This is a genomic window from Streptomyces sp. NPDC047315 (assembly GCF_040643215.1).
GTDB lineage: Bacteria > Actinomycetota > Actinomycetes > Streptomycetales > Streptomycetaceae > Streptomyces.
In genome coordinates, this window is the sequence record NZ_JBEYTZ010000025.1 from 22,875 (window position 1) to 35,652 (window position 12,778).

Sequence of the window (12,778 nt, forward strand, 5' to 3'; positions counted from 1 at the left end):
CGCCGACGCAGGGACCTAAGCTGGCGTCATGAAGCGATGTGACAGCGGCGGCCGGAGAAGACGCCTGACCGAACTGGCCGGGTTCGCCGCCGCTGTCACGGTCTCCCACTACCTCCTCGGCCTCCTGTGGGTCGGCCACGCCGTGAGCGAGGTGGGTTCGGGAACGGACTCCGTGCCGATGGCCGAGTGCCGCTACACGTCGAACCGACCGGACGGCGCCACGGTCGCCGGGCACGACGTGCGCATCCTGCCGCTGCACATCTTGTGCCGGACCACGGACGGCCGGGTGTTCAACAGCCGGGTCGTCCCGTCCTGGTTCAATCCCGCCCTCGCCGGGTCCGCCGCGATCACCGCAGCCCTGGCGGGCGGCGCCCTGCTCCGCGCCCGACGGCGCACGTCGGCCGCGCCCCGGCAGGCGCCGGAGGATCAGATCAGGCCAGCGGCTCGGACCTGACCCGCCGGACCGCCACCGGTGAGTCCCACCGCTCAAGGCCCGCGGCGGTGAGCTCGTCGAGTTCGACGCGGGCCCGCTCCAACTGCTCCGTGGAGACCCCCGCTTCCTCCGCCGCGGCGAGCTTGTTCGCCAGGGCCGCGTAGTGGATGTCCAACCCCTGGGTGATCTGCGGCGCTGTGCCGCTGCCGCGGTGCGCGTCGATCTCGGCCGCGAAGGCGGGCATGATGCGCAACATGCTGGTCAGCCACGGCACGAGGTGCTCCGTGACCCCGGCGGCGCTCCCGCCCTGCCGAGATACCGCGAACGCCACCGCGTGGTGGAAGCCGTCGTACATCATGTCCGTGGCGGTCAGCAGCGCGAGGTCGTAGAGCGCGGCCAGACCCACTTCCGCACCGAGGTGGCGCGGGGTGCCCAGGACCTCCAGGGCGGCCCGGTGCTCGGCGAAGACGGCCTCGTCACCGCTGTAGAAGACGAACGCCTCCTCGGTCGCGATCGTCGCCGGGATCGCCATGATCCCGCCGTCCAGATACGCGGCGCCGTGCTCCTTCGCCCACCGGGCGCACGCGCTCGCCTGCTCAGGGGACCCGTTCGTCAGATTGACCAGCGTCCGCCCCCGCAGGTCCTCGGCCCCGGGCTCCAGCACGTCCCGTACGGAGTCGTAGTCCAGTAGGCAGACCAGGACCAGGGAGCTCGCGCGGACCGCCTCCGCCGCCGATGCTGCCCGTACGGCGCCACGTTCCACCAGCGCGTCGGCCCGGGCCTGCGTACGGTTCCAGACCGTCACCTCCCAACCCCGGTCGAGCAGAGCCGCCGCGAGCGCCCGGCCCATGTCCCCGAGCCCGATCACACTCACGCGTCCTTCGCTCACCACAACACACTCCCGTCGTGCACGTTCCTCCGCTGCCACCCACCACCCTCTGCTGACGGCGCGCACCGGGCAAGTAGGCACAATTGAGTGGGTTACTTACCTTCTGGTTGGTGATCCGTCGCCAAGTTCACCGACGTGGGAGGACGGACGCCGTGTCGACGTCACGGGAACGGCCGGGAACGGCCCGGGCGGCGGGCACTCAGTGGTGCCGCGCCGCCCGGCCGTCCCCCGCGGCAGTGCGTTCAGCCGCCCGTTCCGCTGAGGACGCCCGCCACCGCCGCTGCCGGGTCGAGGTCCCCGGGACCCGCCGGGCACCAGCGCGACCGCTCCTTGCGGTACGGCCACCAGCGTCCGTCCGGGCCGTACCGCACCTGCGCCTCCGCGCCGACCACGGTCCAGCGCCCCGGACCCGCCGCGCGCAGGGCGGGGCGCTCCGCCGCCTCCCACGCGGCGTCCAGTGCCGCCGCCGCCCGGTGAAGGTCCTCGGGCCCCGGCGTCCAGTCGTCACCCAGGACCGCGAGCGCCGCCGGACCCCCCGCCCGCCAGGCGCGTACGGCCAGCTCCAACTCGGCCCGGTTGCGGCCCGTGCCGGCGGCGAGCCGGGCAGCGATGACCGGACCCGGCACGGCCGCGGCCAGCCGCACCGCGTCCTGGTCGAGCGTCAACCCGGGCTCCACCGGCAGCGAGCCGTGCCCTGCCGCCAGCGCCTCCGCCAGCAGGCGGTGCGCCCGTACGGCCGCGTCGGTGGCGAGGAACTCCAAGGCGTCCGTGTCGACGCCTGACACCGGGTCGGACTCGGTGTCCAGCGACGGCGGCAGCCCCGGCTCGTCGGGCACGAGAGGCGGTGGCGGCAGCGGCGGGAGGATGTCGCGCGCCGCGAACGCCTCGGCGGCCGACACCCCCGCCGGGCCCGCCCCGTCCCCGGCGTCCGTGGCCGCGTCCGAACCGTCCGCGGCGTCGCTCGCCTCCGCGGACGCGCGCGCCACGCTGCGGGCCTGGAGCTCGTCCAGCAGCCGCCGCTCGCCCCGCCCCCGCATCAGCAACAGGACGAAGGGGTCCTGGTCCAACAGCCGGGCCACCTCGTAGGCGAGGGCGGCGGCGTGCGGACACAGGTCCCAGGCGCCGCAGTCGCACTCGGGCTCCAACTCGCCGATGCCGGGCAGCAGGTCAACCCCGGCCGTCGCCGCGTCCTCCACGAGGTGCGGCGGCATCTCCCGGTCGAGCAGGGCCGCGATGTGGCCCGCCCGGTCGACGGCCATGTCCAAGAAGCGGTCCCAGGCGTCGTCCGTCAGCTCCTGCAACAGGACGTCGCTGCGCTGTCGGGTGCCGTCCCGGTCGCGGACCACCGCGGTGATCCGGCCGGGCCGCACCGACACGGCGCCCACCCCGCCCTCCCGGGCCTGCTTGCGCCCCCGCTTCAACTGCACCGAGTCGAGCGCGGTGTCCTCCAGGGCCTTGATCCAGGACCGGCCCCACCAACTGCTCGCGAAGCCCCGGCCCCTGACCGGCGGCAGCGCGTCGAAGGTCTTCTCCTCGCCGGCCGCGCCCCTCGCGCCGGCCCCGCCGCCGTCGTACGCGTCGTGGTCGCTCATCGCCCCGTCCCCCCTCGCAACTCCACCAGGTCCGCCAACTCGGCGTCCGTCAGTTCGGTGAGCGCCGACTCGCCGGCGCCGAGTACCGCGTCCGCCAACTCCCGCTTGCGGGCCAGCATGTCGGCGATCCGGTCCTCGATCGTGCCCTCCGCGATGAGCCGGTGGACCTGCACCGGCTGGGTCTGGCCGATGCGGTACGCACGGTCGGTGGCCTGCGACTCGACCGCGGGATTCCACCAGCGGTCGTAGTGCACCACGTGCTCTGCCCGGGTCAGGTTGAGCCCGGTGCCCGCCGCCTTCAGGGACAGCAGGAACACCGGCGCCTCACCCCGCTGGAACCGGTCCACCATCACCTCGCGCTGCGCGACCGGGGTGCCGCCGTGCAGCAGTTGGGTCCGCACCCCGCGGGCCGCCAGGTGCTGCTCCAACAACCGGGCCAGCTGCACGTACTGGGTGAACACCAGCACGCTCGCGCCCTCGGCCAGGATCGTGTCGAGCAGCTCGTCGAGCAGCTCCAGCTTCCCTGAGCGACCCGGGATCGTCGGCTGCTCCTCCTTCAGGTACTGCGCCGGGTGGTTGCAGATCTGCTTGAGGGCGGTGAGCAGCTTGACCACCAGACCGCGCCGCTCCATGCCGCCGGCCTCCGAGATCGCGGCCAGCGTCTCGCGGACCACCGCCTCGTACAGCCCCGTCTGCTCCGGGGTGAGCGCCACGGCCCGGTCGGTCTCCGTCTTCGGCGGCAGCTCCGGCGCGATGCCGGGATCGGACTTGCGCCGGCGCAGGAGGAACGGGCGCACGAGCGCCCCGAGGCGCTGGGCCGCTGCGGGGTCGGTGCCGCCCTCCACGGCCTGCGCGTGACGGGTGCGGAAGGTGCCGAGACGACCGAGGAGGCCCGGAGTGGTCCAGTCGAGGATCGCCCACAGCTCGGTCAGGTTGTTCTCCACCGGGGTACCGGTCAGGGCGACCCGGGCCCTCGCCCCGATCGTCCGCAGCCGGCGCGCCGTCGCCGAGTACGGGTTCTTGACGTGCTGCGCCTCGTCCGCGACGACCATGCCCCAGGGCACCTCGCCCAGTCGGTCGGCGTCCAGCCGCATCGTGCCGTACGTGGTGAGGACGAACCCGCCGGCCTCCCCGACGCCCTCCAGGTCGCGCAGGGCGCCGTGGAAGCGGCGCACGGGGGTGCCCGGCGCGAACTTGGCGATCTCGCGCTGCCAGTTGCCCATCAGGGAGGCGGGGCAGACCACCAGCGTGGGGCCGGCGGCGGACGGCTCGCCCTGCCGGTGGAGGTGGAGCGCGATGAGCGTGATGGTCTTGCCGAGGCCCATGTCGTCGGCGAGGCAGCCGCCGAGGCCGAGCGAGGTCATCCGGTTCAGCCAGTTCAGGCCGCGCAGTTGGTAGTCGCGCAGGGTCGCCGCGAGCGCCGCGGGCGCCTGGACCTCCTGGGACCCGCCCTCCGGGTCGGCGAGCCGGTCCCGCAGCCGGGCCACCCAGCCCGCCGCGTCCACGTCCACCCGTCGGCCGTCGACCTCGGCGGAACCGGTCAGGACGGCGCCCAGCGCGTCCACCGGCGTCACCTTCCGGTCCTGGCTCGACCGGGCGCGCTGCAACTCCTCCGGGTCGACCAGCACCCACTGGTCGCGCAGCCGCACCAGCGGCCGGTTGGCCTCGGCGAGCCGCTCCAACTCCTCGCGCGTCAGTTGGTTCCCGCCCAGGGTGAAGCGCCAGTTGAAGGTGAGCAGCGCGTCGGCGGACAGGAAGGACGGCAGGCCGGAGTCGCCGAAGTCGCCCCGCGGGCCGTCGACGGACTCCGGGGGGCCGATGACGGCGCGTGCGGTCAGCCGGTGCGCCATCTCCCTCGGCCAGTGCACCTGCACCCCGCAGGTGGCCAGCGCGCGGGCGGCGTCCCCGAGCAGTTCGGCGACCTCCTCGTCCGCGAGGTCGATGGTGTCGGGCACGGCCGCGTGCAGCAGCGGGGTGAGCGGGGTCCAGGCGCGGGCCGCCCGGCGCAGCGCGAGCAGCGCGTCCATGCGGGCGCGCGGGCCGAAGGGGGCGGCGGAGCCGTGCGCGCCGCGGGCCTGCGGGGAGCCGCCGGCCCACACGTCTGCCGCGTCCATCACCACACCGGGGTCGCTCACGCTGTGCATCTGGAGGACGGCCCGGAACTCGGGCTCGGCCGCCTCCGCGTCCGTGTCCTTGGTGGTGGGGGCGGTGAGTTCGATGCGCAGCGAGAGGCGTACGCCCGCGTCGTGCCCCGCGGCGATGTCCGCGGCCCAGGCGCGCGCCTGCGGAAGGTGTTGGGGCGCATCCCCGGCGTACGCCGGCGCCTCGGTGACGGTCGTGGCCGCGGGCGTACGGGGCAGGACGTCCGCGACCGCGTCGAGGAACGCCCGCACCAGCGCCTCGGGCTCCGGCAGCAGCAGGTCCTCCGGGTCCGCCGCGTGCGACGGCTGCGGCGCCGTGCACGGGACCGCGTGGGCGGTCGGCGGTATCGACGCGGTGAGCGTACGCAGGTGCTCCAGGTCCGCCGGGGTCAGCGGACCGATGCGCCAGGCGTCGTGATCGCCCCGGCTGAGACCGGGCAGCACCAGTCCGCGGGCGACCAGGTGGAGGGCGAGCAGCGCGGCACCGCCCCAGAAGGCGGCCGACGCGGAGGCTCCGGCGGAGCTGCGGATCCGGGTGAGCACCGGCAGGGCGCCTCGCACCGGCAGCAGCAACGCGGGCACGGTCCACGGTCGGACGTCGTCCCCGACCACGGTCAACGGTTCGACGGAGCCGGCAGGGCAAGTCGGCGGGGCCTCGCCGTCCGGACGCCAGAAGGCGAGTCGTCCGGTGCGGGCCGGGTCGCCTGGCAGGAAGGTGACGTGGCAGGCGGCGAGAGCAGTCAGCAGAAGGTCTCCGGGACAAGGGGCGAGGTGGGGTCCGTCGGCCGGCGAGGGTGTTGCCGCGGAAGGTCTTAGCACAGTGATGACCAGATTCCTCAAATTTGACTACTGGGGGGCTCAAGGAATCGCCGAGGGTACCCGACGTGTCTGCGGTGTGCACGGTTCTGCCTTGTGATTCCCCTCACGTGGGGCTTGCGGGTCGACGGGGGGTGTACCCAGCGACACCCCGACCGGCGGGTTGGCCCCGGTCGGTCCGGGTGGTGGCTCCATGGCCCAACGACCGCTCCGAATCTACGTTTTCTCAGGTCAGCGCAGTCGCGCAGCATCCCGTACGACTCAGAGACCGGAGACAGCCATGCCCCGTGCCAGCACCACCCCGCCCCAGCGACCGCCGTCGCCGGCGACCGCCCCCTCGGGCGCGACCGCCGTCGCGGAGGCCGTACGGGACCGGTCAAGGGGCGCGCAGGGGCCCACGGTGGGCGCCGAGCGCGCATCCGGCAGCGAGTTCGCGCCCCTGCTGCGCACCGTCAAGGAGCAGGGCCTGCTGGCGTACCGCAAGGGCTGGTACGCCCGCGGGATCGGGGTCAACCTGCTGTGCCTGGCCGGTGTGGTCGCCGGCATGTTCGCCGTCGGCGGCTCGTGGTGGGTGCTCCTGCTGGCGCCGGTGCTGGCCGTCTTCTCCGCGCGCACCGCCTTCATCGGCCACGACGCCGGCCATGCGCAGATCACCGGTGACCGGCGGATCAGCCGGATCATCCAACTCGTCCACGGCAACGTCCTGCTCGGCATGAGCCAGGAGTGGTGGAACGACAAGCACAACCGCCACCACGCCAATCCGAACCACATCGACAAGGACCCCGACGTCGTCGCGGACGTCCTGGTCTTCACCCAGCACCAGGCCGTGGGCCGCACCGGCTTCCGCGGCTGGCTCACCCGCCACCAGGCACTGCTGTTCTTCCCGTTGACCACGCTGGAGGGCATCGCGCTCAAGGTCTACGGATTCCAGTCGGTGTTCGATCCGAACGGCCCGGGCAGGACGGCGCGCGCCCGCGTCGTCGAGGGCCTGCTGCTCGCCGTCCACGTCGTCGGCTACGTCGCCCTCCTGCTGGCCTCGATGCCGGTGGGCCAGGCGCTGGTGTTCGGCCTGGTCCACCAGATGCTCTTCGGCCTCCACCTGGGCATGGCCTTCGCCCCCAACCACAAGGGGATGGAGATGGTCGACGCCGAGACCGGCAAGGGCTGGGGCCACCTGCGGCGGCAGGTCCTCACCTCCCGCAACATCCGCGGCGGCCGGGTCACCGACTGGTTGCTGGGCGGGCTGAACTACCAGGTCGAGCACCACCTCTTCCCGAGCATGCCCCGACCCCACCTGAGGCTCGTGCAGCCGCTGGTGCGGGCGCACTGCCGGCGACTGGCGCTGCCGTACGTCGAGACGGGGCTGGTCGAGTCCTACCGGCAGGCGCTGGCGCACATGCGCGAGGTCGGTGAACCGCTGCGTCAGGGCGCATAGTGGAACTGTGGGACGGGCCGGTACGTTCCACCGACAGGAGCGGCGAGGGGCCGCGCGAGGAGGCACCGAGATGTCGACACGTACCAAGATCGTCATAGGCGGAGTGGCCGTCGGCCTGCTCCTGATGCCGCTGATCGGCTTCTGGCTGTCACTGCTGGTGGTCCTCGGTGTGCCGGCGGTGGCGTATCTGATGCTCGACCCCAGCCAGCGCCGCAGGCTGCGCCGGGTCACGCGCAAGGAGATCGGCCGCTGATCCGCCGGTTGGGAGTTCGACGCGAGTCACCTGCGGGATCGGCGCGATGAAAGCCCGCGCCGAATCCCTGTGGGCTTCGTGGCGAGCGGGCGGTATGGCGCGAGCGATTTCGATGCGAGTGGTGAAGGGAATTTCCCCTCGTCCGTGAGGGCAAATTCGCTGCCCCTTCGGCCGTGCTGGAGCGGTGATTCCCCTCGGCGTCGCCGGTGTCAACTCCCGGTGGAGGAAAGGGCCTTTGTGGTCTCATTTCCTGTCCCTCCGTGTCAGCTTTCGACGAGGAGGGACGTCAGTCTCAGATGGAATATGCCGGGCGGATACACGCTGCCCGACACCGCGATTCGACGGACCCGGAACACCTTGCTCTGCGCTCTGGTGTGCGAAAGGCTGTCGCGTGACACGGGGAACGCGTGCGCGGGAGGGGCACAACCATGCCGCTGGACAAGGGACTTGACTGGCTGCTCGACGACCTCACACAGCGGATCGAGCACATTAGGCACGCCTTGGTGCTCTCCAACGACGGGTTGGTGACGGGGGCGAGCGCGGGCTTGGCGCGGGAGGACGCGGAGCATCTCGCCGCGGTCTCCTCGGGGCTGCATTCGCTGGCCAGGGGCTCCGGCCGACACTTCCGGGCGGGCCGGGCGCGTCAGACCATGGTGGAGTTCGACGAGGCGCTGCTGTTCGTCACGGCCGCCGGGGACGGTAGCTGTCTGTGCGTGCTCAGTGAGGCCGAAGCGGACGTCGGCCAGATCGCCTACGAGATGACCCTGATGGTCAACCGGGTCGGCGAGCATCTCGGCGTGGCTGCGAGGCGGCGCGAGGGTGAGCCGTCTGACCTGCGGTGATTCTCCAGAGCCTGGAGGGCCGTGGCCGGAGGTCGCCAGGTTATCCACAGGCTCAGCGCGATGACGGCGCACCGGGCTACGGTCATTACCCAGAGTGTTGGTGATCTCACGGGGGAGGCCGATGGCCATGGCAGGACAGGAAGCGTTGAGGACGCAGGGCACGTCGGGTGTGGCGGCTGCGCAGGACGTGGCCGCGCTGGGCGCGGCGGATTCGACGGCCGCGGTGACGCCCGGAGCGTCGGGGGCGCCGGCCGGCAGGGAGCGAATGACGGGCGGAGTGACGCCCGGCCGTGCGGCCAAGGCCCTGGAGCTCCAGCGGGGCGAACTGCAGCTCGCGGTCGAGTTGGGACACATCCGTACGAAGGGCGGTGACGCCGGCGCCCCGTTGAGGATCGCTTCGGAGGAGGTCGATCGATGGCGGCAGCGCGAGGGCTTCCCGGACGTCCTGCGTCGCCGGCTGCGCACCGTGGGTACGCAAAGCGGTGCCGAGCTGCTCTCGATCAGCCCGGAGCGGTTCACCCGCCTTGCGCGCACGGGCCATCTCGCACCGGTCCGCTTCTATCTGAACCGGTACCGGGCGGTCGTGTGGCTCTATCTCGCCGAAGAGGTCGAGGACTTCGGCCGGGACCATCCGGAGCTGTTGAGCGGTCGGATGCCGCCGGGGCTGCGCGCCCTGGCCGACGGGGGAGAGGACCTGCGCCCGCGCGCCTGGCGGAGCAAACGGATGGGGCTGTACCTGCGGGCGACGAGTGACCCGTGGCAGCGGGCCGCGGGCATCGCCTCGCTGCTCGATCCCCTGAGCGTCGCCGACGTGGTGCCCGATCCGTACGAGCGCTCCCACCTGGGGGTGCTACGGCCCGACCTGGTGCTCCTGCGCCCGGCCTCCGCCCCGGCTCACGAGCTGGTGCAGCGCATCCTGAGCGCGGATGATCCCGATGAGATCGAGTGGTACCGGGTCTGTCTGATGCAGGAGCTGAGCGCAGCGCGGCAGGTGAGGTCCGCGCCCCGGCCCACACGGGACACGCCGGCAGTCGCAGCAGCGGGAGGCGCACCCGAGATCGCTTGGGGAGACACAGCAGTGGACACGCCGCTGCCTGCGCCTCACGTGGGCGGCCCGGCCAGCGCTGACGAGACGGCTGCCCATCGCGGGCGCCCGGTGGAGAAACGGACCTCGTCACGAGGGCGGAGCCTGTGGCGCCGGCTCCGTATGCGGCAAGTCAAGGCCCTGGTGTGACGGCGATGGCACACCACTCCCCAGCCCCGAGGTCTCGTTCGCCGAGCCCTCGAAGCCCTCGGGCCCATGTGTCGGTTGGCTGACGTCAGTACTGGCTGGTGCTGTGTGGCTCACAGGCCACCGACGGCACCGTGGCGCCACCGCCTTCCTGCACGGCCTGCACCACCGCCTGATGCAGGGTCCGGCTGTCGTCCTCGGACTGGCAGGGCGTGGGGCTGCCCGACATGGTGAACCAGTCGGATGCGCCGCTGTACTGCACCGCGACGCGCGCTTCACCACCGGCCCAAGTGGTGTGCACAGTGAGATCCCCGGTCAATACGCCGACTTCGTCGGTAATCACTCCTCCGCGACCGGAGTACACCCCGGTCGTCGTCCACGATGCCCAGCTCATCCTCCCAGGTTCGCACCACTGGTCCATCTGCGCGACTGAAGCCCCTTCCGGGGCGCGCCCCCGCCGATTCGGGGATACCCTTCCGCCGCCCTCGTGCCGATGCGGCGCGTCGCCGGGCGAGCGTCCCTCACCCTCCGTGAAGTTCTTCTGTGGGCACGCTTAAGAAATCCTCGATGGACTCCCGCGGCGACGCTCGGCAGATTGGTCTTCGCCCTCGGTAGCTGCCACCGACTGGATCCATCACCGTTTGCGGTGGTCCCGTCGGCTGCCGCAGCCTGACCCTAGCCAGCTAGCTTTACCCCTTTTGTTCGCATTCGTTATTTGTTGTCTGTTGCTCGTCGCTCGTTTGCTCGTTGCTTGTCGCGAGCGACGCCCCGTCGTCCCGCGTCGTCCCTGACCGTTCGTCCCACCCTGGAGCCGTCCCGATGAAGGCACTCGTCAAACAGCACGCCGAGCCCGGCCTCTGGCTCATGGACGTGCCGGAGCCACAGCCGGGCCACGGCGACGTGTTGATCAAGGTGCTGCGCACCGGCATCTGCGGCACCGATCTCCACATCCGCAACTGGGACGCCTGGGCGCAGCAGACCATCAGCACGCCGAGGGTGCTCGGGCACGAGTTCGTGGGGGAAGTTGCCGCGCTGGGGCCGGACGTCGAGGACATCGCCGTGGGCGACGTGGTCAGCGGAGAGGGCCACCTGGTCTGCGGCAAGTGCCGCAACTGCCTCGCGGGCCGGCGCCATCTCTGCCGGAACACCGTGGGGCTCGGAGTGGGCCGGGACGGTGCCTTCGCGGAGTACGTGGTGCTGCCCGCGTCCAACGTCTGGGTGCACCGCACCACGGTGGACCTGGACGTCGCCGCGATCTTCGACCCCTTCGGCAATGCCGTGCACACCGCGCTGTCGTTCCCTCTGGTGGGCGAGGACGTGCTGATCACCGGCGCCGGCCCCATCGGGATCATGGCCGCCGCGGTCGCCCGCCACGCCGGCGCCCGCAACGTCGTGATCACCGACGTCAGCGAGGCCCGGCTGGAGATCGCCCGCAAGGCGGGGGCCACGCTCGCGCTGAACGTCGCCGACCGCCCCATCGCCGAGGCCCAGCGGCAACTGGGTCTGAAGGAGGGCTTCGACATCGGCCTGGAGATGTCGGGGCGGGCCGAGGCCATGCGCGACATGGTCGACAACATGACCCACGGCGGGCGGATCGCCATGCTCGGCCTGCCCGCCGAGGAGTTCGCCGTCGACTGGTCGAAGATCGTCACCTCGATGATCACCGTCAAGGGGATCTACGGACGAGAGATGTTCGAGACGTGGTACGCGATGACGGTCCTGCTGGAGGGCGGTCTCGACCTCAGCCCCGTGATCACGGGAAGCTACGGCTACCGGGACTTCGACGAGGCGTTCGACGAAGCGTCCACGGCCCGTAGCGGCAAGATCATCCTCGACTGGACCGGCTGACCCGCAACCGCAACCGCACCCCCCCGCCTCCGGCACCGCCCCAAGCCGGCACCGCGACGGGCACCGGCCTGACCGCACCGTCCACCACCGCACCCCAAGGGAGCACCCGCATGTACGCGTCCGTGCGCGACGAACTCCGCACCACCCTCGACGAGATCCGCGAAGCCGGCCTGCACAAGCCCGAGCGCGTCATCGGCAGCCCGCAGAGCGCCCGGGTGTCCGTCGCCTCCGGCGAGGTGCTGAACTTCTGCGCCAACAACTACCTCGGCCTCGCCGACCACCCCCAGGTGATCGGCGCCGCCAAGGAGGCCCTGGACCGCTGGGGCTACGGCATGGCCTCCGTGCGCTTCATCTGCGGCACCCAGGACGTGCACAAGGAGTTGGAGGCCCGCCTCTCCGCCTTCCTCGGCCAGGAGGACACCATCCTCTACTCCTCCTGCTTCGACGCCAACGGGGGCGTCTTCGAGACCCTGCTCGGCCCCGAGGACGCCGTGATCTCCGACGCCCTCAACCACGCCTCCATCATCGACGGCATCCGACTGAGCAAGGCCGCCCGGCACCGCTACGCCAACCGCGACCTCGCCGAACTGGAGCAGCGGCTCAAGGAGACCCAGGACGCCCGACGGCGGCTGATCGTCACCGACGGCGTGTTCTCCATGGACGGCTACGTGGCGCCCCTCGCCGAGATCTGCGACCTCGCCGACCGCTACGACGCCCTGGTCATGGTCGACGACTCCCACGCCGTGGGCTTCGTGGGCCCCGGAGGCCGCGGCACCCCCGAGCTCGCGGGCGTCATGGACCGGGTGGACATCATCACCGGCACCCTCGGCAAGGCCCTCGGCGGCGCCTCCGGCGGATACGTGGCCGCCCGCGCCGAGATCGTGGCCCTGCTGCGCCAGCGCTCCCGCCCGTACCTCTTCTCCAACTCCCTGGCGCCCGTCATCGCCGCCGCCTCGCTGACCGTCCTCGACCTCCTGGAGTCCGCCGGCGACCTGCGCGAGCGCCTGCGGGAGAACACCGCGCTCTTCCGCACCTCGATGACCGAAGCCGGCTTCGAGATCCTGCCGGGCGACCACCCCATCGCCCCCGTGATGATCGGCGACGCCGCAGCGGCCGGCCGGATGGCCGAGCTCCTCCTGGAGCGCGGGGTCTACGTCATCGGCTTCTCCTACCCGGTCGTCCCCATGGGGCAGGCCCGCATCCGGGTCCAGCTCTCCGCCGCGCACTCCCCGGACGACGTGCGGCGGGCCGTCGCCGCCTTCGTCGGCGCACGGCGCGCACTGGAGTCCTGAGCTGGC

At 72.1% G+C, this 12,778-nt stretch carries 11 protein-coding genes; 7 read left to right on the forward strand and 4 right to left on the reverse strand.

Annotation, left to right across the window (positions count from 1 at the left end):
- The first annotated feature begins 28 nt into the window (after positions 1 to 28).
- Entirely contained in the window at positions 29 to 454 is a 426-nt protein-coding gene (locus tag ABZ842_RS26535; RefSeq protein WP_361541591.1) for a hypothetical protein, read from the forward strand.
- On the opposite strand, the gene ABZ842_RS26540 is transcribed toward ABZ842_RS26535, so the two are convergent.
- The 3 genes from ABZ842_RS26540 to ABZ842_RS26550 form a co-directional block, all read right to left on the reverse strand.
- Positions 432 to 1,403 carry an NAD(P)-binding domain-containing protein gene (locus tag ABZ842_RS26540; protein WP_361541594.1) on the reverse strand — a complete coding sequence of 324 codons (972 nt, stop codon included), beginning with the start codon at positions 1,401 to 1,403 and terminating at the stop codon, positions 432 to 434. The two genes, ABZ842_RS26535 and ABZ842_RS26540, sit on opposite strands and share 23 nt — an antisense overlap.
- Before the next feature lie 161 nt (positions 1,404 to 1,564).
- Positions 1,565 to 2,914 (reverse strand): SWF or SNF family helicase, encoded by a 1,350-nt coding sequence (locus tag ABZ842_RS26545; protein ID WP_361541597.1) that lies wholly within the window; start codon positions 2,912 to 2,914, stop codon positions 1,565 to 1,567.
- On the reverse strand, positions 2,911 to 5,802 hold the full coding sequence (locus tag ABZ842_RS26550; protein WP_361541890.1) for a DEAD/DEAH box helicase: 2,892 nt from the start codon (positions 5,800 to 5,802) through the stop codon (positions 2,911 to 2,913). The genes ABZ842_RS26545 and ABZ842_RS26550 overlap by 4 nt, the downstream gene beginning before the upstream one ends.
- 349 nt (positions 5,803 to 6,151) lie before the next feature.
- On the opposite strand from ABZ842_RS26550, the gene ABZ842_RS26555 reads away from it, so the two are divergent.
- From ABZ842_RS26555 to ABZ842_RS26570, 4 genes are all read left to right on the forward strand, one after another.
- A complete protein-coding gene (locus tag ABZ842_RS26555; protein ID WP_361541600.1) occupies positions 6,152 to 7,306 on the forward strand; it encodes an acyl-CoA desaturase in 1,155 nt (384 codons plus the stop codon).
- A gap of 70 nt (positions 7,307 to 7,376) precedes the next feature.
- On the forward strand, positions 7,377 to 7,559 hold the full coding sequence (locus ABZ842_RS26560; protein WP_361541603.1) for a hypothetical protein: 183 nt from the start codon (positions 7,377 to 7,379) through the stop codon (positions 7,557 to 7,559).
- Positions 7,560 to 7,987: 428 nt separating this feature from the next.
- A complete protein-coding gene (locus ABZ842_RS26565) occupies positions 7,988 to 8,401 on the forward strand; it encodes a roadblock/LC7 domain-containing protein (protein ID WP_361541606.1) in 414 nt (137 codons plus the stop codon).
- Positions 8,402 to 8,528: 127 nt separating this feature from the next.
- The gene (locus ABZ842_RS26570) at positions 8,529 to 9,635 is read left to right on the forward strand and encodes a DUF6397 family protein (RefSeq protein WP_361541609.1); all 1,107 of its coding nucleotides are present in this window, start codon (positions 8,529 to 8,531) and stop codon (positions 9,633 to 9,635) included.
- Positions 9,636 to 9,720: 85 nt separating this feature from the next.
- On the opposite strand, the gene ABZ842_RS26575 is transcribed toward ABZ842_RS26570, so the two are convergent.
- Positions 9,721 to 10,026 (reverse strand): hypothetical protein, encoded by a 306-nt coding sequence (locus tag ABZ842_RS26575; RefSeq protein WP_361541612.1) that lies wholly within the window; start codon positions 10,024 to 10,026, stop codon positions 9,721 to 9,723.
- Between the two features lie 425 nt (positions 10,027 to 10,451).
- Between ABZ842_RS26575 and tdh the strand changes: the two genes are divergently transcribed.
- Positions 10,452 to 11,480: an L-threonine 3-dehydrogenase gene (tdh, locus tag ABZ842_RS26580; RefSeq protein ID WP_361541615.1), complete on the forward strand. Its 1,029-nt coding sequence runs from the start codon at positions 10,452 to 10,454 to the stop codon at positions 11,478 to 11,480.
- 110 nt (positions 11,481 to 11,590) lie between these two features.
- Complete coding sequence (locus ABZ842_RS26585; RefSeq protein ID WP_361541618.1) at positions 11,591 to 12,772, forward strand: glycine C-acetyltransferase; 1,182 nt, start codon at positions 11,591 to 11,593, stop codon at positions 12,770 to 12,772.
- Positions 12,773 to 12,778: the final 6 nt, after the last annotated feature.